The organism is Rasiella rasia, assembly GCF_011044175.1.
GTDB lineage: Bacteria > Bacteroidota > Bacteroidia > Flavobacteriales > Flavobacteriaceae > Marinirhabdus > Marinirhabdus rasia.
In genome coordinates this window covers 255,747-281,081 of the sequence record NZ_CP049057.1, presented here as the reverse complement: position 1 = coordinate 281,081, position 25,335 = coordinate 255,747, and the positions used below count along the sequence as shown (strand labels likewise).

The window sequence follows — 25,335 nt, the reverse complement described above, 5'->3', positions numbered from 1 at the left end:
GAAATAACAGTATTACAATCCTGCTAATTCCTTCAACTCTCCTATAAAACGATTTGCCAATGCATCTGCTTCTTCTTGGCTTTTTGCTTCGGTATAAATTCTAATAATCGGCTCAGTATTCGATTTACGTAAATGCACCCAATTTTCAGCAAAGTCAATTTTCACACCATCTATGGTATTGATCTCTTCAGTTGCGTACCGTTTTTCCATAGCATTTAGAATAGCATCTACATCTAACTGTGGGGTTAGTTGTATTTTCTTCTTGCTCATAAAGTACGAGGTATAACGGCTACGTAATTCGCTTACGGCTATTTTTTCTTCAGCTAAGTGACTTAAAAACAGGGCGATTCCAACCAAACTATCTCTACCATAGTGCAATTCTGGATAAATAATTCCGCCATTACCTTCTCCCCCAATAACGGCATTTGTGTCTTTCATTTGCTGTACCACATTCACTTCACCTACAGCACTTGCGGTGTAGGTTCCCCCGTGCTTTTCGGTAATATCACGTAGGGCTCGCGAAGAAGACATATTACTAACAGTAGTTCCAGGTGTATGCTGCAACACATAATCTGCTACAGCCACTAGAGTATATTCTTCTCCAAACATTTCGCCTTTTTCATCTACAAAAGCAAGACGGTCTACATCTGGATCTACTACAATACCAAAATCAGCATGTTCTTTGGTCACCATGTTCATTAAATCTCCTAAGTGTTCTTTAAGAGGTTCTGGATTGTGCGGAAAGTGTCCGTTAGGTTCACAAAAAAGTTTCACAGGATGTACGCCTAAGGCTTCTAACAAAAGGGGCACTGCAATCCCACCTGTACTATTTACGCCATCTACAACAACCTTAAATCCCGCCTTCTTAATTGCCGAAACATCTACTAACGGCAGCTCTAATATTTCATCTATATGTAAATCTATATATGCGTCGTTGTTAGTTATTTTACCAAGTGCATCTACTTCAGCAAAGGTCATCGCACCACTTTCAGCTATATCTAATATTTCTTGTCCTGCAGCAGCATTTAAAAATTCCCCTTTGTTGTTCAAGAGTTTTAGCGCGTTCCATTGCTTTGGGTTATGACTAGCTGTGAGTATAATACCGCCGTCTGCATGTTCCATGGTAACGGCCATTTCAACAGTAGGTGTTGTAGAAAGTCCTAAGTCAATTACATGTATGCCCATTCCTACCAACGTATTCATAACTAGCTGTTGTACCATGGCACCGCTAATACGAGCGTCACGCCCAATCACTACTCGATAGTCTTCTTTATTTCGTTGTTGCTTTACCCAAGTACCATATGCAGCAGCATACATCACTGTATCTACAGGTGTTAAGTTTTCACCTTGTTTTCCTCCAATGGTACCTCTAATTCCGGAAATAGATTTTATTAATGTCATATGTAATCTGTTTTATTACTCATATTCAATAGTGATAACCTCTTAACACTTCCTGTACACTGCAATTGAGGACAGAGCCCGAAAAAGTGTACCACTAATTCGCGCAAAGATACTTTATATCGCTAAAAATGTGATGCAAATTTGTAAATTGTACCGAATGAATTTTCTAGCACATATCTATCTGTCTGGCGATAATGAAGGAATCACCATTGGTAATTTTATTGCCGATGGTATTAAAGGAAAAAAATATAAAAAATACCCGTTACCCATTCAGAAAGGTATCATATTACATCGCTTTATAGATAGTTATACAGACAGTCATCCTACTGTTAGAAAAAGCACTGCAAGACTTCACAAAAATTACGGCCACTATAGCGGTGTTATTGTAGACATATTGTACGATCATTTTTTAGCAAAAAACTGGCAAACCTATCATGAACAACCGCTTGCAACGTATGTAGATGATTTTTACGAACTTTTACGTACAAATTTTGAAATTTTACCCACCAGAATTCAGCGTATGATGCCCTATATGATGGCAGACAACTGGTTACTTAGTTACGCTAGTATTAAAGGAATTAGCACCATTCTTACACAAATGAATCACCGTACCAAAAATAAATCGCGTATGAATTTTGCTGTGCTCGAGTTAGAAGCCTATTACACAGAATTTGAAGAAGAATTCACTTCCTTTTTCGATGAGCTAATAAAGGCATCACAACAAAAAATGTTAGAATTATGATGCCACGCATACTACCATATATAGTCCTGTCTATTTTGCTAATTTCTTGTAAGCAAAACACCGAAGTTTCAGAAACTAGTATTTCAGAAGCACCCGCCGTTGGCTTAATTACTGAAAAGGCTATGGTTGTGTCAGCCAGAGAAGAAGCCTCTAAAATTGGTATACAAATTTTAAAAAAGGGCGGAAATGCTTACGATGCCATGATTGCTACAGAAATGGCGCTTGCCGTAGTTTATCCGTATGCGGGTAATCTAGGAGGCGGCGGATTTATGGTCTATAGAACACAATATGGGGAAATGGGCGGATTTGATTATCGTGAAAAAGCACCCATGGCAGCAACTAGAGATATGTTTCTCGATGAAAATGGCACGTATGAATCTAGTAAAAGTAAAGTTGGTAGCCTCGCCGTAGGAGTTCCAGGTACTGTGGCTGGCATGTTTGCTGTGCATGAAAAGTTAGGATCTTTACCTATGGAGGAAATTTTAGCCCCTGTAATTGAATTAGCCAAAGAAGGTTTTGTAATTACTGAACAACAGGCGGCACGGCTTTCGCACTACAAGCCTATGTTTGAAGAAGTAAATGGCGAAAAATCGATTGTTACCAAAACGTATTCTGAAGGAGATATATTTACAAACCTTGCACTTGCTGAAACACTACAAGCCATTTCAGACCAAGGGATTACTGCTTTTTACGGAGGGCAAATTGGCGAACAATTAGTTGCTTTTACAAAAAAGCATGGAGGCATTATTACTTTAAACGACTTAAAAGCGTATGAAGCTGAATTTAGAGAGCCTATTGCATTTAATTACAAAGATTTAACCGTTATTTCAATGGCACCACCTTCAAGTGGTGGTATTTGCTTAGCACAAGCTATGAAGATGGTGGCACCGTTTCCATTAGCCTCATACGGGCATAATAGCGAGCAGTACATTCAAGTATTAGCCGAAGCCGAAAGACGCGCTTATGCAGATCGTAGCTATTATCTAGGCGATCCAGATTTTGTAGAAATTCCTGTAGACTCCTTACTTTCTGACGCCTATTTAAAACAACGTATGGCCGACTTCAGTTTTGACAAGGCCACAGATTCTAAGTCTATTGGATATGGTACCATAGCTGGTTTCGAGAGTGAAGAAACCACCCACTACTCTATTGTAGATCAATTTGGGAATGCTGTATCTGCCACCACAACATTAAATTCTGGATATGGTTCAAAATTATATGTAAAAGATCTTGGTTTCTTCCTGAATAACGAAATGGACGACTTTAGTGCAAAGCCTGGACAGCCAAATATTTACGGTTTAGTAGGCGGCAACGCTAATGCCATTGCACCTCAAAAAAGAATGCTAAGCTCTATGACTCCAACCATTGTAGAAAAAGACAATAAGCTTTGGATGGTTGTAGGTACCCCTGGTGGAGCCACTATAATCACTTCAGTATTTCAAACCATTTTAAATGTTAACGAATTTGGTATGCACATGCAAGCAGCTGTAAATGCTCCTAGATTTCACCACCAATGGCTTCCAGATGCTGTGCGTTATGAAGTTAATAGGTTTTCACCCGAGTTAAAGAAAAATTTAGCTAAAAAAGGGTATCCCGAAAACACAAAAGTAGATCCAATTATTGGAAAAGTTGACGCCATTTTGGTACTCCCAGATGGCAGACTTGAAGGAGGCGCAGACCCAAGAGGAGACGATACTGCGGTGGGTTTTATGCCCTAACTTTCCTAAAAATAATGTTGTTTATCGAATATCTTCTACCACACAACGAATTGTAAGGTTTTTACTACAAAACGGTGCTAAAAAGATTATTTTTGAATTTGTTAATCATATCATTCAATGAAATCTAAAAACACCCGTTTACTGTAGCAACAATGCCTTTCCATAAATTTTGAATCTAAAAGTCGTATCGACTTCTTTATTTGGCTTGGGCACAATTATTGACTCGGTAAATATAAATGCAGTCCCCCCCACTGCGCAGCTTATGTAATGAAAAAAAAGTCACTAGTACGAGACGTGTACGCCGTGATACCATTGGTATTTAGCGGTGCTCTCTGTATTGCGCTTATTTTTCTTCTAAACCAAAAAGCCGCCAGCACCCCAGAATTTGTAGCTCAGCTCAAAAATCTGTCTACTTTGTTTATAAGTATTAGCGGATTTATTGCCCTTCTTATCATGGTCTATTTGGCAAGTGCTACCCTTCGTCTAAAATCTAGCAAAGAAGTAGCCGTAGATCATTTAAGTTCATTTACACAGAAAATGCACAATTTTAGAAGTATAATAGAATTATTGTTGCGCTCTAAAATGTGGTTGCCAGGACTTAAAGAATATATAGATGATGAATATGAAGGCTTAACCTTTTTTGAAGTAAAGGAATTTTACAAAGGAAAGTCGAAACTAGCCATTGAGTTTCTACAAGAGTCACATAACTACGAAGATACCGAAAATCTGTATCTAGAGATGAAATCCTTGTTAATGACCGGTACTAAAGACAAGCGAATTTCAGAAAACATACCGTACCCAAAAGCATACAGCAGAGACATTGTAGAGAAATGGCTAGAGCATAAATCTGGCTCGGGCTTATGGTACTATTTTGGGTATAAATTTGCCATTTTCAAAGAGTATTTAGATTACAATGCAGTGTTTGAAAGGCATCAAGAAAAAATAATGGGCTTGGCAAATGCCATAGATAGTGAGCACTTTGAAGACTCTTCTTTTAATGAAGTCTTTTTATCTAGATTGGGGGAATACATGACCAAACAGGTGATTCCGAAGTTATATCAATTTCAGGATGCTTCAGGTAAAGGCTTGCCAGGAATCATGAAATACATGTACGCAATTTTTCTGTGTCTTACATTATTTGGAGTCTTATTACCTTTAGGTTCGTTACTTTTCACATTACCTATTTTGGCGTTAATCATTAGCTTTTCGTTTGTGGTTAGTACCATCTTCTTTATCGCAACAACCTTCTACCAGTTCTTATCGAAGGAAATTTCAGAATAAAAACACATAGCCGTAAAATTATACTGAACACCATGCCCCCTTGTGGTAAATTTTCAATACAATTAAGTACCTTTGCAAACTATGGTAAAAAATGGCGATTGTATAGAAGTTTTTGGCGCTAGAGTTCATAATTTAAAAGACATAGATGTCACTATTCCTAGAGAGCAATTGGTGGTGATTACAGGGCTTTCAGGTAGTGGAAAATCGTCGTTGGCGTTCGATACAATTTATGCTGAAGGACAACGTCGTTATATTGAGACTTTTTCTGCCTATGCTCGTCAATTCTTAGGAAGTCTTGAACGCCCAGACGTAGATAAAATTGAAGGCCTATCTCCCGTAATTGCCATAGAGCAAAAAACTACCAGTAAAAGTCCGCGATCTACGGTTGGAACCATTACAGAAATTTACGATTTCTTACGACTTCTGTACGCTCGTGCCAGTGATGCGTATAGCTACAACACCGGTGAGAAAATGGTAAGCTATAGCGATGACCAGATTAAAGAGCTTATAATAAAAGATTTTAGCGGCAAAAAAGTGAGCATACTTGCTCCAGTAGTACGATCGAGAAAAGGGCATTACCGCGAATTGTTTGAGCAAATTGCCAAGCAAGGATTTTTAAAAGTGCGGGTAGATGGAGAGGTGTTAGACCTTGTAAAAGGCATGCGAATAGATCGCTATAAAACTCACGATATAGAGATTGTAGTTGATAGACTTAAAATTTCCGAAGAAAGCGATAATGACAAGCGACTTTCAGAAACTATCATTACAGCAATGTACCACGGTGACGATGTTCTTATTGTGTTAGACAACGAAACCAACGAAGTACGCTATTTTAGTCGGTCGTTAATGTGCCCTACATCTGGCGTTTCGTATCCCAATCCAGAGCCCAACAACTTCTCGTTTAATTCGCCAAAGGGTATGTGCCCTAATTGCAAAGGCTTGGGCCAGTTACATACCGTGAATTTAGAAAAAGTAGTTCCAGATGTTACGCTTTCAATAAAACAAGGAGCACTAGCGCCACACGGGCCGCAGAAGAGCAATTGGATTTTTAAACAGCTTGAGCTCATTGCGCATCGATTTAATTTTAGTTTGAGCGATCCGTTTGATGATATTCCGAAAGCGGCAAAAGAAATGATTTTTCACGGTGGAAATGAGAAATTTGATGTAGAATCCAAAACTCTTGGAATTACCAGAAATTACAAAATTGAGTTTGAAGGCGTTGCAACTTTTCTTCAAAACACCTACGAAGCCAACGAAAGCAAGTCGTTACAGCGTTGGGCAAAAGAGTATATGGACAAAGTAAACTGTCCGGAGTGTGATGGCAGCCGTCTTAGAAAAGAGTCTCTCTATTTTAAAGTAAACGAAAAAAACATTGCCGACCTCGCCCATATGGACGTGATTGAACTGTCTGAGTGGTTTGAAGGTATTGAGGAGAAGCTAAGTGAAACACAGCTTAAGATTGCTTCGGAAATTTTAAAAGAAGTCCGTGCAAGATTACAATTTCTAATCGATGTTGGTCTTACGTACCTAGCATTAGACAGGAGCTCTAAATCACTTTCTGGAGGTGAAGCGCAACGCATAAGACTTGCAACGCAAATTGGCTCTCAATTAGTGGGAGTGCTTTATATTCTAGATGAACCCAGCATAGGACTGCACCAGCGCGACAACGAAAAATTGATACAATCGTTAGTGTCTTTGCGCGATATTGGAAATTCAGTAATTGTGGTAGAGCACGATAAGGACATGATAGAGCATGCCGATTATGTTATAGATATTGGCCCTGGAGCTGGAAGACACGGTGGGGAAATAGTTTCTAAAGGAACTCCTACGGAAATTTTAAAGCACAACACCCTTACGGCCGACTATCTAAGTGGAGTAAAAGAAATTGAAATTCCGAAAGAACGGCGCACTGGCAATGGTAAGTTTCTAAAACTTTCTGGCGCTACTGGTAACAATCTTAAAAATGTAAGTATTGAAATTCCTTTAGGCACCATGGTAGGTATAACTGGTGTTTCTGGCAGTGGAAAATCTACGCTTATCAACGAAACCCTCTACCCTATTTTAAATGCGCATTTCTTCAACGGTGTAAAAAAACCAATGCCTTATAAAAAAATTGAAGGCTTAAAGCATATAGATAAGGTAATCGATATTAATCAATCTGCTATAGGACGAACACCACGAAGTAATCCAGCAACCTACACAGGTTTATTTTCTGAAGTTCGAAGTTTGTTTGCTAAAATTCCTGAAGCGCTAATACGTGGGTATAAACCCGGACGTTTCAGCTTTAATGTTGCTGGTGGGCGCTGTGAAACTTGTAAAGGAGGTGGTTTACGAGTTATCGAGATGAATTTCTTACCCGATGTTTATGTAGAGTGCGAAACCTGTCAAGGGAAACGATTTAATCGTGAAACATTAGAAATACGCTACAAAGGCAATTCTATTTATGATGTTCTAGAGATGACCATTAATGAAGCCGTACCATTTTTTGAACATATTCCTAAAATATACCGAAAGTTAAAGACCATTCAAGACGTTGGATTGGGATATATTACGTTAGGACAACAATCTACCACCTTATCTGGAGGGGAAGCACAACGTATCAAGTTAGCAACAGAGCTGTCTAAACGCGATACTGGTAACACATTTTATATTCTAGATGAACCTACCACAGGATTACATTTTGAAGATATACGTGTGTTATTAATTGTGCTTAACAAATTGGTCGCCAAAGGAAACACCGTAGTGATTATAGAACATAATTTAGACGTTATAAAAACTGTAGACTATATTATAGATATTGGTCCAGAAGGCGGTAAAAAAGGTGGTAAGGTTATGGCTACTGGTACTCCAGAAGAAATCGTAGAAAACAAAAAAGGCTTTACTGCAGAATTCTTGAAAAAAGAATTACATTGAGCGGTAGCAAATACGACAACAACTTGTTGTATTAATGAGAGCCACAGATATATAGATTAGCATGAGAAACGAACAAAAACATAAAAACTGGAACGAAGTAAAAACAAATGACTCTTGGGCGATTTTTAAAATCATGGGTGAGTTTGTTAATGGATACGAAAAAATGAGTCGTATTGGGCCTTGTGTAAGTATTTTTGGGTCTGCGCGTACCAAGCCCGAAGATCCAAATTATAAGTTAGCAGAAAATATTGCAAAAAAAATCACTGAAAACGGGTATGGCGTAATTACAGGCGGTGGACCAGGTATCATGGAGGCTGGTAACAAAGGTGCGCATCTAGCTGGTGGAACTTCTGTTGGACTTAACATTACCCTTCCTTTTGAACAACATGACAATCCGTATATTGACAGCGATAAGAGTATCGATTTTGACTATTTCTTTGTGCGAAAAGTGATGTTTGTAAAATATTCGCAAGGGTTTGTTGTCATGCCAGGTGGTTTTGGAACCTTAGATGAATTTTTTGAAGCCCTCACACTTATACAAACCCATAAAATTGATAAATTTCCAATTATACTAGTTGGTAAGGCGTTTTGGAGTGGCCTTTGGGATTGGATTACCTCTACCCTTTTACACGCAAATAACAACATTAGTGAAGGCGATTTAGATTTAGTTCATATAGTTGATACAGAAGATGAGGTACTACATGTGTTAAACGATTTCTACGAGAAATCCAACCATAGCCCTAATTTTTAACGTACATACGTTTATGAGTCTGGTACGAACCCTAAAATTAAATTACCCTTTTTGGTAACCCGCGCGTTTTTATACATGATTTTATTTTTTTGGGCGCTTCCGTTCTGTGCCCAGAACACAATTAATATTGACGCAACACTTGTACCAGATGAGCACAGTATAAAAATTGCTCAAGAGGTTATTTTTAAAAATACAGCCACTGTAGCTCTAGATACTTTGTATTTTAATGATTGGGCAAATAGCTTTTCATCTAAAACTACCCCGCTAGCCAAACGTTTTGGCGAAAATTATGACAGTTCATTTCATTTTGAGAAACTAGAAAATCGCGGAAATACCACAATTCACTCTATTTCCATTTCTAGCAGTCAGGGGGGTACTAGCGAAACAAATTGGCACTATGGCGATGCCGTGGATATTCTAAAAGTTGCCTTGACAAAAACACTTCAGCCTGGCGAAGAAATAAAAGTAGTTTTTAATTATACTACAAAGGTTCCTGACGATAAGTTTACGCGCTATGGCGTGGATAACTTCGGAAATTTTAAACTTCGATACTGGTTTATTTCACCTGCCGTTTTTGATACAGAATGGCGGGCATATAGTAACAAAAATACAGACGATTTATACCTTCAACCTTCTGTATTTAATATAGCATTTACAATTCCCGAAGGCTATACGCTTACTTCAGGCTTTGATGAGGTTGAAACATCTAATGTTTCCGAAGGTACTCGAGTTACGCTTACTGGAGAACGCCGTAACAATGCTATTATTCATATCGAAAAAGCCTCAACCTTTGAAAGCATAGTAACCGATAAATTTGAACTTGTTACGAGCCTAAAAGATCGAAAAGTATCTCCTGCTATAAAAGCCTTGGCTGTAGATAGAATTGTACATTTCTTAGATGGGAAGTTAGGGCCTTATCCGTTTAAAACAATGATGACTACCGAAGAGGCTTATAAAAAAGATCCTGTCTATGGTCTTAATCAGCTACCCGATTTTATTAGTCCGTTTCCCGATGGTTTTGAGTACGATATGGAGCAGCTTAAGACCATTACTAGAAATTATCTAGAAAACACCTTGGCACTACATCCACGTAACGATTATTGGCTTATTGGTGCCTTGCAGATATACTTAATGACAGAATATGTAGACACCTACTACCCAAAAATGAAGATTATTGGGAGTTTAAGTAACTGGTGGATTATTAAGTGGGCCCATGCTTCAGATTTAGAATTTAATGACCAATACCCGCTACTCTACTTAAATATGGCGCGAAACAATTTGCACCAATCGTTAGTAACCCCGAAGGACTCTTTAGTAAAATTCAACAAAAATATTGCAAACGACTATTACGCTGGTGATGGTCTAAATTACTTGGCAGATTATATAGACAAGCCTGTTTTAGAAAAGTCTATTAAAGACTTTTACAAGGAGCATATGCTGCAACCGGTGGCTGCAAGCCAATTTCAAGAAGCGCTTGAAAGTAACACAACCTTACCCATTAATTGGTTTTTTGAAGATTATGTAGGGAAACGCACTACAATTGATTTCAAAATTAAAAAAGTTAAGAAAAAGGGAGATTCGCTAGAGGTTACCATTAAAAACCTGAAAGACAATAAAATGCCCGTTTCTATATACGGGCTTAATAAAGACGAAGTGCTCTACAAACAGTGGACACAGCCTATAGACAGTACCGTAACAGTGACTGTTCCCTCCAAAAATGTACGGAAACTAGCGTTAAACTATGAGGCGGTAATCCCTGAGTTTAATCTTCGGAATAATTACAAAAAAGTAAAAGGGGTATTAAATCGCCCATTGCAATTTAGGCTGTTTCAGGATGTAGAAGACCCAAAATACAACCAGTTATTCTTTATGCCCGTTTTTGAGTATAATTTGTATGATGGCATTAGTCTAGGTATGAAATTGTACAATAAAACAGTGCTTCCCAAAGGGGTTCATTATAAAGTAGAGCCACAATATGGGTTTGGATCAAATACTTTAATTGGTAGCGGCTCTATATCGTACACCCAACGATTGCAAGGGAGTTCGCCCTACTCTATGCGCTATGGAATTTCGGGTAATTACTACTCGTACGATGTAGATTTATTTTATAAGCGTATTACACCCTTTATGGTTTTTGCGTTTAGGTCTAACGATTTACGAGACAATGAAAAACAATTCATCAATATTAGAAATGTAAATGTTTTTCGAGACGAGAACCCGAACGACCCCAACCAAAGTCCGAATTATAGTGTTTTTAACGCACAGTATGTGTATTCTAATCCCAATCTCATAAACTACTTTAGAGGAGTATTAGATTATCAAATTTCACAAAAATTCAGCAAAATTACAGCAACATTTGAGTACAGAAAATTGTTCCTGAACAATCGTCAACTTAATATTAGAGCCTATGCTGGGGCATTTTTGTTCAATGACAGTGGTAGGGATAATGATTTTTTCAGTTTTGCACTAGACAGACCTACAGACTATCTTTTTGACTACAATTACTACGGAAGAAGCGAAGACACAGGAATTTTCAGTCAGCAATTAATTGTCGCCGAGGGCGGATTTAAAAGTCAGTTAGAGCCCGCTTTTGCAAACACATGGATTACCACAGTAAATGCAAGTACCAACATTTGGAAATGGATTTATGCCTATGGCGATGTTGGTTTGGTAGACAACCGAAATGAAAGTCCGCAATTTGTTTACGACTCGGGTGTACGACTAAGCTTAGTTGCAGATTATTTTGAGCTCTACTTCCCAATGTACTCTAACTTAGGTTGGGAACCCGGCTTGCCCAACTACGAAGAACGTATTCGTTTTATAGTTACTCTTAGCCCTAAAACGTTACTTAGCCTCTTTACAAGAGCTTGGTATTAGGCTTTTTTCTTTAAGCTTGTGGCAGTAGTTTCTCCTTCAACTATTTGCTCTTTTTCACTTTCTATTTTTTTTATATTTTAGCTCCCCTAATCAACTAACAAGCTTCAATCATCCTTCAATTATGGTTTCATTATGTAAGAAAATTGCGAACTCTAAGTGGTTCCAGAATTCAATAACTATTGCAATTATTATAGCCGGTATCTTGGTGGGTATCGCAACCTATACCGAGTTTGCTGAAAAGCATCATGTCATTCTCGAGTTACTCAATAAAGTTGTTTTATGGATTTTCGTGGCTGAAGTAGTAATTAAAATGATAGCCGAAGGAAAAAAACCATGGCGCTATTTTTATGATAGCTGGAATGTTTTCGATTTTGTTATAGTTGCCGCAGCATTCTTACCATTTGGCGGAAGCTCTGTAGCAATACTTAGATTGTTGCGTTTGCTACGTGTATTGAAATTAGTAAAAGCATTACCAAAACTTCAATTATTAGTAAGTGCGTTGTTAAAGAGTATTCCGTCAATGGGATACGTTACAATTTTGTTGATGCTGTTGTTTTATATCTATGCCGTTGCAGGTGTCTTCTTCTTTGGAGCAAACGATCCTATTCATTTTGAAAACTTACAAATGTCTATGCTCTCCCTTTTTAGGGTAGTAACTCTAGAAGACTGGACCGATATAATGTATATTAATATGTACGGTTGTGAAAATTATGGTTACGACGGAAATATGAATTTGTGTACTTTGTCTTCCGCCAATCCGTTGGGGAGTGTTACTTATTTTGTAAGCTTTGTTTTATTAGGTACCATGATTATTTTGAATCTCTTTATTGGTGTAATTATGAATGGTATGGACGAAGCTCGTGAAGAAGCTATTGAAGAAGATCTTATTGCCCCTGAAGATGTACATACCAATTTAGCTGAATTAGAAGAAAAATTACACGAAGTACAGGCATTGGTGCTAAAATTGAAGCAGCCTGGCGTTATAGATGAAGAATAAGGCTACTCTTATAACGATATTGTTAGCATGAAGCTATTAAATAATACGCCCCTTATTATCGTTGTGTGCCTCACCCTTGGTTTGGCTCCTTTTTATCCAGAGCCACATCTTTGGGGAAAGCTGCAATGGATTGCAGGAGACGGTAATGGTATGAAGCCTGCAGATTGGTTTGATGTTTTCTTACATGGCTTCCCGTTTATTTTATTGATTCGTATTATAATAGTCCATATTCTGAAATTAGTTAAAAAATAATCTGTTTATTCATATTTTGTTACGAATCCTCTAACACTTTAACATTGTTTCGTAGGCGCTTTTTAGCTATTTTTGCAGCAGATCTTTACCATATAGAATTATCTTATGCAAACAAACCCACAGACCAATAGCGAGTTATCTTTCGACGATTTTAAAGCCGAAGTTTTAAACGACTACAAAATTGCCGTTACTAGTAGAGAATGCAGTCTTTTGGGGCGTCGTGAAGTTCTCACAGGAAAAGCAAAGTTTGGTATTTTTGGAGACGGTAAAGAAATCCCTCAACTTGCTTGGGCAAAGGCATTTAAAAATGGTGATTGGCGAAGCGGTTACTATCGAGACCAAACCTTCATGATGGCCATTGGTAAACTTACCATCCAACAATTTTTTGCTGGTTTATATGCGCATACAGACTTAGAAGCAGATCCTATGAGTGCTGGACGCCAGATGGGTGGTCATTTTGCAACACATAGTTTAAACGAAGATGGTAGCTGGAAAAATCTGACCGCGCAAAAAAATAGCAGTGCAGACATCTCTCCTACGGCTGGTCAAATGCCTAGATTACTTGGGTTGGCGCAAGCCTCTAAAATTTTTCGAAATGTAAAAGGCATAGAAAACAAAACAAACTTCTCTATCAATGGAAATGAAGTGGCTTGGGGAACTATTGGTAATGCCAGTACAAGTGAAGGATTATTTTGGGAAACTATAAATGCTGCAGGGGTATTACAAGTACCAATGGTTATGAGCGTTTGGGACGATGAGTATGGAATTTCAGTACATGCCCGCCACCAGACTACCAAAGAGAATATTTCTGAAATCTTAAAAGGGTTTCAGCGCACCGAAGATGAAAATGGCTATGAAATTATTCGTGTAACTGGTTGGAACTATCCAGAATTGGTAGACGCTTACCAAAATGCCGCAAAAATTGCACGAGAAGAACACGTACCAGTGCTAATTCATGTGAAAGAGCTAACACAACCACAAGGGCACTCTACAAGTGGTTCTCACGAACGTTATAAAAGTAAAGAGCGTTTGGCATGGGAAGTTGAATTTGATTGCAACACCCAAATGCGCCAATGGATGATTGCTAATAACATGGCAACAGAGGAAGAACTTTCTGAAATTGAAAAAGACATTAAGAAGCAAGTACGGGATGGTAAAAAAGCCGCTTGGACTGCCTTCCTAGCGCCACAGAAAAAGGAACAACAAGAAGCACTCACCCTACTGTCTAATCTAGCTGAAAGTTCAAGCAACAAAACTTTCATCGAAAAAATAAAGAACGACCTAGCAGCAGAAAGCGAACCTTTACGTAGATCAATTGCCGCAGCAACCCGAAAGGCACTCCGGTATGTGGTAAGTGAGACTTCTTCGGAAAAGAGACAACTACAAGATTGGATTAACAACTATTTCGATACAATACAACCAAAATACTCGGCCCATCTTTATTCCGAAGCAGAAGAAAATGCTAAGACGATTTCCGAAGTAAAACCTATATATAACGACAGTTCGGAAGAAGTTGATGGAAGAGTTGTACTACGCGATAATTTTGATGCCATCTTTACAAAACACCCTGAAGCACTAATTTTTGGTGAAGATGCTGGAGCCATTGGTGATGTAAATCAAGGTTTAGAAGGTATGCAGGAAAAATATGGCGAACTGCGTGTTAGTGATGCTGGTATTAGAGAAGCTACTATTTTAGGACAAGGTATTGGTATGGCGATGCGAGGACTAAGACCTATTGCTGAAATTCAATACCTAGACTATATTTTATATTGTTTACAAATTATGAGTGACGACTTAGTGACGGTTCGCTACCGAACGAACGGAACTCAGAAAGCGCCCTTAATTGTTAGAACAAGAGGACACAGACTGGAAGGAATTTGGCATAGTGGTTCGCAAATGGGTGGTTTAATACATTTATTACGTGGCATGTACGTGCTTGTTCCTCGAGATATGACAAAAGCGGCTGGTTTCTACAACACTTTATTAGAGACCGATGAACCTGCGCTTGTGGTAGAATGTTTAAATGGCTACCGTTTAAAAGAAAAACTGCCAAGCAACTTAGGAGAATTTAGAACCCCTATTGGAGTTGTAGAAACTATTAAAGAAGGAGCAGATATAACTTTAGTTTCTTACGGAAGTACACTTCGTGTTGTGCAGGAAGCTGCGAAAGAGCTACAACAAGTTGGGATTGATGCAGAGATTATTGATGTACAATCGTTACTACCACTCGATCTAAATCACGATATGGTAAATAGCGTTAAAAAAACGAACAGATTACTAGTGATAGATGAAGATGTGCCAGGAGGAGCTTCGGCTTATATTTTAAATCATATCGTTGATACTCAAAATGGATATCAGTTTCTAGACAGTAAGCCTCAGACATTAGCCGCCAAGCCGCACCGCCCTGCTTATGGTACTGATGGGGATTATTTCTGTAAACCATCTTCAGAAGATATTTTTGAAAAGGTATACGATATGATGCACGAAACGAACCCAACTGACTTTCCGAAATTGCGATAAAAATTGACGATAATTAGGAATACCGAAAAAATTTAAATAATATTGAGGTATACAAAATGATAATCTGAGTTATGTTACAGTCTATTTTCAATAACAACAATACTAATAACGCCAAGACGTAACAGAAACTTGTACCCTATAAATAACCGCCAAGTTTCTAAGAAGCTTGGCGGTTTTTTTTGCCCTTGTGCGAAATAATAAAAACTTGAAACTAAAATCTAAAAATTATGTGTGGAATTGTATGTGCATTCGAATTAAAAAGACCCGTAGAGGAATTACGCCCTCAAGTATTAACCATGGCAAAATGTCTAAGACATCGCGGTCCGGATTGGAGTGGGATTTTCAGCAATAAAAAAGCTATTTTAGCGCATGAACGCTTGGCAATTGTAGACCCTACATCTGGGAAGCAACCTTTGTTCTCTGAAGATAAGAAGTTAGTCCTGGCAGCTAATGGTGAAATATATAACCACTTGACATTGCGTAAACAATTTGAAGGTTCATACAACTTTCAGACTAAAAGTGACTGTGAAGTAATATTAGCACTTTATAAAGAAAAGGGAGCCACATTTTTAGATGAACTCAATGGAATATTCGGATTTGCACTCTACAATGTTGAAACTAATGAATATTTAATAGCTCGAGATCATATGGGCATTATCCCGCTATATATGGGGTGGGATAAAGATGGTACCTTTTACGTAGCAAGCGAATTAAAAGCGCTTGAAGGATTTTGCACAAAAATTGAACTCTTTCCTCCTGGCCACTACCTACACAACAGCGATGGTGAGCTAAAGCAATGGTATAGTCGCGATTGGATGAAATACGAAGCCGTACAAGAAAACGTTACGAGCATAGATGACTTGAGAAATGCGTTAGACCAAGCAGTGCGTAGACAATTAATGAGTGATGTTCCTTACGGTGTATTGTTATCTGGTGGATTAGACTCTTCTATCACTTCTGCCCTAGCAAAGAAATATGCCGATAAGCGTGTAGAATCTAACGATACCGAAGGTGCCTGGTACCCGAGACTACATTCATTTGCTATTGGCCTTGAGGGCTCACCAGATTTGGCAGCAGCGCAAAAGGTAGCAGACCATTTGGGAACTGTACATCATGAAATTCATTTTACGATACAAGAAGGGCTAGATGCCATTAGAGATGTGATTTACCATGTAGAAACCTATGATATCACCACTATTAGAGCTTCTACCCCAATGTTTTTACTAGCGCGTGCCATAAAAGCAATGGGTATTAAGATGGTACTTTCGGGCGAAGGAGCCGACGAAATTTTTGGAGGTTATCTCTATTTTCACAAAGCACCTTCGGCAAAAGAATTCCATGAAGAGAACGTTAGAAAACTAGACAAATTACATATGTACGACTGTCTACGTGCAAACAAGTCGTTAGCCTCTTGGGGTATTGAAGGTCGCGTCCCTTTCTTAGATAAAGAATTTATGGATGTTGCGATGCGCTTAAACCCAAAAGATAAAATGATTATCGCTGGAAAATCTAAGTCAACAGACAAGCAAGCCATGGAAAAATGGGTCTTACGCGAAGCCTTTGGCGACATGCTACCTGCAGAAGTTGCTTGGAGGCAAAAAGAACAATTTAGTGATGGTGTAGGTTATAGCTGGATAGATACGCTAAAAGAAATGGTAGATGAGCAAGTAACTGATGAACAAATTGAAAACGCTCAATATAGATTCCCTATACAAACTCCTACCAGTAAAGAAGAGTTTCATTACAGAACGATTTTTGAAGAACATTTTCCAAGTGATGCTGCTGCTTTAACGGTACCAAGCGTGCCAAGCGTAGCATGTAGTAGCCAAGTGGCGTTAGATTGGGATGAGAGTTTTAAAAACATGAACGACCCGAGTGGGCGTGCGGTGGCAAATGTTCATGAAGAAGGCTATTAAGGTACTATGACTTATAATTAAAGGCAATCTGAATCGTAAATCACTAAATATTAATCTTTAATAGGCAACTATATAGTGATGTAGGATATTTCAGCAATTACGTCTTACAATAAAAATCGCAACCTACTAAATAGCTATTAACTAATTAAATATAATGTTATATACGTAAAAATAATTCTTGTATTTATAACGGCATATGGAGGTTGTTTTTACCACCGTATCTCTGGCTGGTAGCTATGAAAAGTTACAAAAGATTATTACGATTATTGATTCTCAAATAAATAAAGGTAGTGTATAAGCACATATTTTATGGCTATGATCGTTAGCGTGTTGAATAGTCGCGCAAAAAACCTAATTTAGTGCGACGGACAAACTGATTGGCACCTCTACCCCACTGTAACAGCCACACATGCTGCACGTTTCAAATACAAAACCGGTAGTGATAATTAAAACGAACCTAAATTGCTTGCAACATTCTATTTTCAAATCAGTCATTAAATAAAATAATTATGAAGCAGTTACGTATCGTAATATTACTTATATCACCTCTTTTATGTTTCAGTCAAAATAATTCTGAAATCAACGCAAAATTAAATGACTACATAGAACATTTAATAAAAAGACAAGGTATCCCTGGAGTATCTTTAGCAATAGTCAAAGATGGGGAAACAATTTATGAGAAGAACTTTGGATATGCCAATATTGAACATCAAGTTCCTATTTCTGATGAATCAATTTTCAGGGTTTACTCATTAACAAAACCTATAGTCTCTGTTGGAGTATTTCAGCTAATTGAAGAGAAAAAAATTGCCCTTGATGATGCGGTTTCTAAATACATAACTGACTTACCTCTTAGTTGGAATGGTATCAAAATAGCGCATCTACTATCACATTCTTCTGGACTTCCAGATATGTCGCCGATTTCAGAATTTAAAGATTTGACAGAAGAACAGGCAAAGAATAAAGTATTTCAGCAAGGCTTAAAGTTTGAATCTGGTGAAAAATATGATTATAATCAAACAGGTTTTTGGATACTTCAGAAGATAATTGAAAACGTAACTGATGAAAGTTTAGCCGATTTTATTCTTAAAAACCAATTTTATTCTGGCAAAAACACATTTTTTTCTTCTGATTCTAGAGATATAGTAAGAAATCGTGTGACTCCCTATTTTCCATTTGAAAAAGGAACGTTGATGATTGACCACTCATACCTACAAGGTAGTTATGCCCATTCAAAAAATGGATTGAATATTACCTTAGACGATTTCATTAGTTGGGATAAAAAGCTAAATGCAGATAAATTTTTGAATAAAGAATCGAAGAAATTAATGTGGCAAAGCTTTCCTTTTACAAAATCTAACAAAAGTTTCGCCTATGGATGGGATAAGATTATGGTAAACAATTACGAGTCTTATGGTTTTTCTGGCTCACTTTGTACAGCTTATAGAGTCTTTCCTGAAAATAATCTGAGTATTATATTTTTATCTAATGGACTTACTAAATGGTACAATATAGACAACATTATAAACCACATAGCAAGTTTGGTAGATGGAGATGTTTTAGACATTAATAATTTAGCATTTGAAACCGTTTTGAGAACAACGTATGAAAATGAAGATTTTAGTGCTAAGTATCAAACAATCAAAAACAATCCCATTTTTGAAAATAATAATTTTGAAGCCCATTTAAATGATGTCGGTTATTTTTGGCTTTTTGGGCTTTCAAATCCTAAAAAAGCAATCAATGTTTTTGAATTGAATACAAAAGAACATCCAAAATCTTGGAACGCTTTTGATAGTCTCGCAGAAGCCTATGAAAAGAACGGAAACGCTGATAAAGCAAAAATCAATTACTTAAAGGCAATTAACTTGAACCCTAATGAAGAATATAAATCGAAAACTAGCGTAAAAATTGATAATCTAAAAGGGTAAATAACTAGCACTAATAAAGTATACAAAACTGTTTTGCATATTTTAAAAAACCAACCGTTAATGAAAATTTATCTAGTCATTTTAGTATCACTAGTCACACTTTTAGGCAAGGCTCAAAACGATGCTGACTATCTAACAAAAGTTCAAATAGAACAAGATTTAGCGCTTCTTGATAAGATTTTTCAAGAGCAATCTTCATATCAAGGTTTAAACGGTTTTGATTACAGAGAAGATTTTGAAACTTACCTACAACAAATAGATGATCAAAAAATTAGTCAAACCGATTTTGGATTGTTCTTATCGAATATAATAGGGAAAATTGGCGATAGGCATTCTTATGTGAAAGGTTATGATTTACCAGAAACACTGTATTTTCCATTGTCATTTGCACCTTATAAAGAAAGAGTTTTGGTTCTCGATTATGATAGAGCCAACAGGGTATATGACCTTCATAATTCACAATACCCATTTTTAAAATCTATCAACAATATACCGATAGAAAATATTTTACAAAAAGCGCTTCCAAATGAGCAGTTAGCACCAAAAAAGTCATATCTACTAAATGCTGTACGAGACTTAAGAGATATTGAAACCGTATTTAGTATTCTTAAAATTGATTTACCAAACCCACTTCCGATAACGTTAGAAAATGAGAACGGAACTGAAAAGGAGATACAGGTAACTTTAGTTTTGGACGATAAAAAAGGATACTTATGGGACGAAAAATTTCATAAAAAAGACTTTTACTTCTACTATAAAGATGAAAAGCTAAATGATAGAGATCTTTTAGAACAATTCTTTACCATTAAAGACAATATTGGATATGTTCAAATCTACGCCATGTTAGAAAGAGAAGAAAGTCCCGTATTTTTTGAATTATTGAATGATTTTATGATAAAAGCAGTAGAAACTGATGCTTTAATTATAGATGTGCGAGATAATGGTGGTGGTAGTCGAGATTTAATTAATGAATTGGCGGGCTATTTTGTTGCCCCTAATGCCATCTATATTGTAAATGCAACCAAACAACGAGGGCTTCTGCCTTTAAATGAAGATTTAAAACAGCGTTTGCACAATCGGTACTTATTTTCAAGAGATGAATTAGATTATACAGAACAAAAAGCAGTTGATGATTTTATGAATACATTTGAACCTATGTATTTGTTGGACAAAGATAAATTTAGCGATTATCACTATTATGTTTTCAATGGTCAGAAACTATCAGAAGGAAAATATCACTATAACAAGCCAATTTATATTCTAACTAACGAAAGCAGTTTTAGTGCAGCATCAGTTCTTGTTTCAACGTTAAAGGGACTACCGAATATTAAAATTGTAGGAGTTAACACAGATGGTTCAAGTGGAAATAGCGAAAGATTTGAATTGCCAAACTCTGAACTTCGAGGAAAAATTAGTACCATGGTATCTTTTCAAAAAGATGGAAAAATATTAGATGGAATTGGCACTGCACCAGACATCGTTATTGAGCGAAATTTGGATCAGATTTTTATGAAAGAAGATTATCAATTGAATAGACTTTTGGAATTAATAAAAGAGGAGTAATAACTAGAAAAACAACCAAATCATAGACATACTAACAGCATAAGAAGTTGTATATGTGAGCCAAGAGCAAATGAACTTATGGAGTAAATCCTACGACAAACGGATACATAATTAATGAACCTAGAACAAACATTACTTTTTTTCTTTAGCGGCCTCGGTGTCTTCAATGGTGCTCTATTATGTATATATTTTTTATTCTTTGCGAAACCTAAGAAAGCATCAAATTATTTTCTAGGAGCATTATTAGCTTTTTTAAGTATTCGCATTGGTAAATCATTGTTTTTTTACTTTAATCCAGAATTATCTAAGATCTTTCTTCAAATTGGGCTATCGGCTTGTTTCCTTTTAGGACCTTTTTTGTTTTTGTATTGTAAAGCAATGCGGTCTGGAAATAGAAGAATTAGCAATATTGATTATGTCCACATTTCGATTCTGTTCTTAGTAATCCTACTCTTTGGCATAGCCTATCCTTACAGCGAAAATATTGAACTATGGTATAAAAACACCCGCATTATTTATTACCAATGGTTTTGCTACATAGTAGCTACTTCATTTTATTTGGTTAATCCATTCAAAAAAATGTTTTCGCGAAAGCAAAAACTAGATTATGATGAGATTTGGTCACTAAGTGTTTTTGTAGGCATATTCTTAATATGGTTAGCCTATTTTACTTCTGAATACACCTCTTACATCCTTGGTGCATTTGCTTTTTCTTTTGTGTTATATCTTTCTATCCTCCTTTTATATTTCCAACGGAAGAAAAAATTTACCATTTCAGAAAAGAAAGAAAAATATGCTTCTAGTAATATTGAAGAAGATGAAGCTGAAGCATTAGTTACAAAATTGACCAATGTGGTAACTGAAAATCAATTATACAAGAATCCTAATCTAACAATGCCAGCATTGGCTAAAAAACTACATATACGTCCGCAACTTCTGTCTCAACTTTTAAATGACAATCTAAATAAGAGCTTTTCAAACTTTATTAATGAGTACCGTATTGAAGAAGCAAAACGAATGTTATCTGAAGATGCTTCACTAAAAATTGAGGTCATTGCAGAACAGTGTGGCTTCAATTCAAACAGTGCCTTTTACAATGCTTTTAAGAAAGTAACTAACACAACACCCGCTAAATACCAAAATACTAAGAGGTGATTTAAATTCCTGATGTATACATCGGTAGTCTTAATATATATATTACTAAAGGTTTAATCACTCATACGTATTACTATTGTACTACATTAATTAATAATCTAAATAGTACACTATGAAAAATCTATTCAAATTATTTTTCATCATACTCTTTGTGCAATGTAATACTGCGCAAGAAGAAGTACAACTAACGGAATTGGAGAAAGAAATTCCTCTCCTGATGCAAAAACTACATACCGCAGGTATTTCGGTAGCTGTTTTTAATAAAGATGAAATGCTTTATAGCAAAGGATTTGGTTATAGAGATTATGAGAATAAGAAACCCGTAGATGGCAATACCATATTCGGCATAGGCTCGTGTACCAAATCATTTACAGCTGCTTTACTGGGTATCCTGGAAGCAGAACAAAAATTATCCCTAAACGACAAACCTTCAGATTATTTAGAAACACTAAAATTTTCGCATCAATCACAAAACGAACATATTAAACTGAGCGATTTACTTAAGCATACAACTGGACTTTCGGCAACTAGTAGTGAGAGCACTGCAATTATGTTTACAACCCCAAATCTAGATGACTACATACAGCGTATTGCGCATATTCCTGTAGTTGATTCTGCTGGCACATCATTTCATTATAATAATTTAATGTATCATTTGGTAAGTCGTATTAGTGAGAACGTTTCAAAGCGCAGCTGGGAAGAACAATTAAATAGTGAAATATTTGGTCCACTAGAGATGAAAAATTCATTTGTCACAGGTACTTTGGCAATGAAATCGGAAAATTTCAGTTTTGGGTATGCGGTTGACAGTATAACTCCAGCAAGAGTTTCAATTGAAATAATACCGGCAAGAAAGGAAGCTGGGGCTATTCACGGAAGCACAAACGATATGGCCAAATGGGTACAACTATGGATGAATAACGGTCTGCATAATGGAAAGCAGCTATTATCCAAATCCTATGTCCAACAAGCTCTTTCTGATGTTCAATATATGTCTAACACAGCTAGCGATAGCATACCACTTTCACAACAAAAATATTATGGCTATGGGTGGATAACTAGCAACTTGAATGGTCATCGAAAAGTTGAACATAGTGGTGGTGTTTCTGGGTTTACATCGAATATGGTATTTTACCCAGACGACAACTTAGGCATTGTAGCTTTATCTAATCAAACCACAAGTCCGCTCTCTAGTCATGTTACCAACCTTATATCATATTACTTACTTGAAGGTTTAGACAAACCAACATTACACCAACAGATTCCAAGTCAAATACAGACTATCGCGCCTATAAACAAACCAACCATTATAAATTCTGAGCTTCAACCGACTCAACCATTAGCAGCATATACAGGCACCTTTCATCACCCTGGTTTCGGTAACATTTCAATTGTATTAGAAGGAAAAACGTTATACGCAGATTTTCCTATGACTCGTTTTAGATTGGAACATCAAGTAAATGATGAATTTTTTGATTTTTTCACGGAAGAAACCCCCTTAGTGATGTGGAACTTTATGCGATTCTCATTTAAAGAATACGAAAGTGGAACATTTAACGAGATACATCTTAATCTAAATAACCCATCAATTGTTTTTAAAAAAATCAATTAATTTCTGCCGATTAAGCATTGTTGATTGATTGTTTTTTAATGTTAGTTCAGAGTTACCAAAAGTAGAGTGCGCATAAAACAGTTGTGAAATCCATGATCTATTTTTTTACTACTTTTTTGATAAAAGAAGAATCGAGGGATTTTATTTCAACAAAATAAACACCAGCAGCAAAGGTGGACATATCAATTTCTAATGAATTTATTGGTTCCATATTTTTTTCGGCGGAAAGTACCTTCCTAGAAGAATCGTAGATAGTATATCCAACAATTGCAGACCCTTTTAAGGTAACTAATGTTTCCGAAGGATTAGGAAAAAGTACAACTTCTGGTATGGCTGTTGAAGCTATGGTTGTTATACCTAGCGCTGTCCCATCTGTTTGAGAGCGTTGATACCATATATTAAGTCTATTAGAACGTACATCACCCCAAACCGTGTGGAGTATATCATTTTGTAGTTGAATACTCATAAAATCATTACCTGCCTCTGCGAGCACATCGTCATAAGCAACTGTCTCATCGGTTATTTGAAAATTTGGTTCAAAAGCCGTGGCTCCATTAGGTCTATAAGCCGCCCAAATTTCCGAAGCAGTTTCGTAGGTTTCATTAGTTCCATTACGTCTGTCTCTCCAGCAAATTACCAAATCCCCATCTGAGTCAAAATCTGCCCATAATAAGTCTTGCATACGATTATTAGCAATAGGATCATCGTTAATTCGCTGTTCAGCGCTCCAAGTAGATCCGCCATCATAAGATTCTCGCATAGCTATATCTAGGTCTTTATTTACATTAGATAAGTACACAAAAGCTATATGATTGCTGTTTACTGGGTTTGTTCTGCACAAATACCCAGTTTTTGGTAAAGAGCTCGACGAACCCGTAGTAGAAGATGCAAAAACCCGAGAGTATGAAAAAGTTGCACCGTTATTTGTAGAGGTAGCTAGCACGTACTGCGGAAGCACCGCTTGACTTGGCACATAAGATGGGTAAATTGCATGAAACGTTCCTGAGCTAGAGACGTGTGGTGTAGGCATGGGAATAGGAATAGCACTTCCGGCAAGCCAGCCAGTACCATCTAATTCTTGATAATGAAATGTAAGACCTCCATCTGTTGAAATTGAAATATAGGGATGATATGGTGCCGTAGCGCCTTGCCCAGTAACCGAGGTGACATAAATAGTTCCGTTAGCACTAGTTCCTGAGCGGTCTATGGCAATCCACGGTCTATCAATTAGAAATTTTTCTGGAGCAACATCAAGATTTAATATTTCCGAAGGACTGTTAAACGTAGTCCCGCCATCGGTAGAAGTGTACAAGTATAGTCCGCCTTCCACCGGATTACTATCTAAACCTGTAAAATCTATAGCTACAATATAAACCGTGCCATCATCACCAAAAGCGATTGAAGGGTCTGCGGCTGTATATCCAGACTCCACATGTGGTAATGTAGTCGTTTCGCTCCAATTAATACCTCCGTTTAGACTTACCCTATAATTAATCTGGATGCGATCTAGAATGTTTTCAAATCCCATCCAAGCAATAACAATATGGTTTGGGTTGTTGGGATTAACAGAAATATATGGTTCTCCATCGAAGATTGATCCTTCAGAAATGTTATTATTCTGGGCTGTCGCATACATACTTGTGAATATCAACAGAAGCATCAAGTAAATTGATTTCATAGGTAGGTTTTTTATTTGGACTTCAAAC

Annotated in this window: 16 protein-coding genes; 14 read left to right on the top strand and 2 right to left on the bottom strand. The window is 37.0% G+C overall.

Features of this window, described 5'->3' with window-relative positions:
* Positions 1 to 12 precede the first annotated feature (12 nt).
* Positions 13 to 1,401: a phosphoglucosamine mutase gene (glmM, locus tag G5B37_RS01290; RefSeq protein WP_164678254.1), complete on the bottom strand. Its 1,389-nt coding sequence runs from the start codon at positions 1,399 to 1,401 to the stop codon at positions 13 to 15.
* Between the two features lie 157 nt (positions 1,402 to 1,558).
* Between glmM and G5B37_RS01285 the strand changes: the two genes are divergently transcribed.
* The 14 genes from G5B37_RS01285 to G5B37_RS01220 all read left to right on the top strand — a co-directional run bounded on the left by G5B37_RS01285 (position 1,559) and on the right by G5B37_RS01220 (position 23,629).
* Positions 1,559 to 2,143: an acyl carrier protein phosphodiesterase gene (locus tag G5B37_RS01285; RefSeq protein ID WP_164678253.1), complete on the top strand. Its 585-nt coding sequence runs from the start codon at positions 1,559 to 1,561 to the stop codon at positions 2,141 to 2,143.
* Positions 2,140 to 3,861 carry a gamma-glutamyltransferase gene (gene ggt, locus G5B37_RS01280; protein ID WP_404814787.1) on the top strand — a complete coding sequence of 574 codons (1,722 nt, stop codon included), beginning with the start codon at positions 2,140 to 2,142 and terminating at the stop codon, positions 3,859 to 3,861. The genes G5B37_RS01285 and ggt overlap by 4 nt, the downstream gene beginning before the upstream one ends.
* A gap of 267 nt (positions 3,862 to 4,128) precedes the next feature.
* Complete coding sequence (locus tag G5B37_RS01275) at positions 4,129 to 5,142, top strand: hypothetical protein (RefSeq protein ID WP_164678252.1); 1,014 nt, start codon at positions 4,129 to 4,131, stop codon at positions 5,140 to 5,142.
* Positions 5,143 to 5,223: 81 nt separating this feature from the next.
* On the top strand, positions 5,224 to 8,055 hold the full coding sequence (uvrA, locus tag G5B37_RS01270; RefSeq protein WP_164678251.1) for an excinuclease ABC subunit UvrA: 2,832 nt from the start codon (positions 5,224 to 5,226) through the stop codon (positions 8,053 to 8,055).
* A gap of 61 nt (positions 8,056 to 8,116) precedes the next feature.
* Positions 8,117 to 8,806, top strand: a complete 690-nt coding sequence (locus G5B37_RS01265; protein ID WP_164678250.1) for an LOG family protein — start codon at positions 8,117 to 8,119, stop codon at positions 8,804 to 8,806.
* Between the two features lie 75 nt (positions 8,807 to 8,881).
* The gene (locus G5B37_RS01260; protein WP_164678249.1) at positions 8,882 to 11,683 is read left to right on the top strand and encodes a M1 family metallopeptidase; all 2,802 of its coding nucleotides are present in this window, start codon (positions 8,882 to 8,884) and stop codon (positions 11,681 to 11,683) included.
* A gap of 121 nt (positions 11,684 to 11,804) precedes the next feature.
* Complete coding sequence (locus G5B37_RS01255; protein WP_164678248.1) at positions 11,805 to 12,680, top strand: ion transporter; 876 nt, start codon at positions 11,805 to 11,807, stop codon at positions 12,678 to 12,680.
* 27 nt (positions 12,681 to 12,707) lie between these two features.
* On the top strand, positions 12,708 to 12,932 hold the full coding sequence (locus G5B37_RS01250; protein ID WP_164678247.1) for a hypothetical protein: 225 nt from the start codon (positions 12,708 to 12,710) through the stop codon (positions 12,930 to 12,932).
* A gap of 105 nt (positions 12,933 to 13,037) precedes the next feature.
* A complete protein-coding gene (locus tag G5B37_RS01245; protein WP_164678246.1) occupies positions 13,038 to 15,452 on the top strand; it encodes an alpha-ketoacid dehydrogenase subunit alpha/beta in 2,415 nt (804 codons plus the stop codon).
* A gap of 227 nt (positions 15,453 to 15,679) precedes the next feature.
* A complete protein-coding gene (asnB, locus tag G5B37_RS01240) occupies positions 15,680 to 17,368 on the top strand; it encodes an asparagine synthase B (protein WP_164678245.1) in 1,689 nt (562 codons plus the stop codon).
* Positions 17,369 to 17,877: 509 nt separating this feature from the next.
* Positions 17,878 to 19,299, top strand: a complete 1,422-nt coding sequence (locus G5B37_RS01235) for a serine hydrolase (RefSeq protein WP_164678244.1) — start codon at positions 17,878 to 17,880, stop codon at positions 19,297 to 19,299.
* Between the two features lie 60 nt (positions 19,300 to 19,359).
* On the top strand, positions 19,360 to 20,862 hold the full coding sequence (locus G5B37_RS01230) for a S41 family peptidase (RefSeq protein ID WP_164678243.1): 1,503 nt from the start codon (positions 19,360 to 19,362) through the stop codon (positions 20,860 to 20,862).
* Positions 20,863 to 21,441: 579 nt separating this feature from the next.
* The gene (locus G5B37_RS01225) at positions 21,442 to 22,017 is read left to right on the top strand and encodes a helix-turn-helix domain-containing protein (protein WP_164678242.1); all 576 of its coding nucleotides are present in this window, start codon (positions 21,442 to 21,444) and stop codon (positions 22,015 to 22,017) included.
* Between the two features lie 112 nt (positions 22,018 to 22,129).
* Positions 22,130 to 23,629 (top strand): serine hydrolase, encoded by a 1,500-nt coding sequence (locus G5B37_RS01220; RefSeq protein ID WP_164678241.1) that lies wholly within the window; start codon positions 22,130 to 22,132, stop codon positions 23,627 to 23,629.
* Between the two features lie 97 nt (positions 23,630 to 23,726).
* Here the strand turns inward: G5B37_RS01220 and G5B37_RS01215 are convergent, their stop codons facing one another.
* On the bottom strand, positions 23,727 to 25,307 hold the full coding sequence (locus tag G5B37_RS01215) for a T9SS type A sorting domain-containing protein (protein WP_164678240.1): 1,581 nt from the start codon (positions 25,305 to 25,307) through the stop codon (positions 23,727 to 23,729).
* Between the last annotated feature and the right edge of the window lie 28 nt (positions 25,308 to 25,335).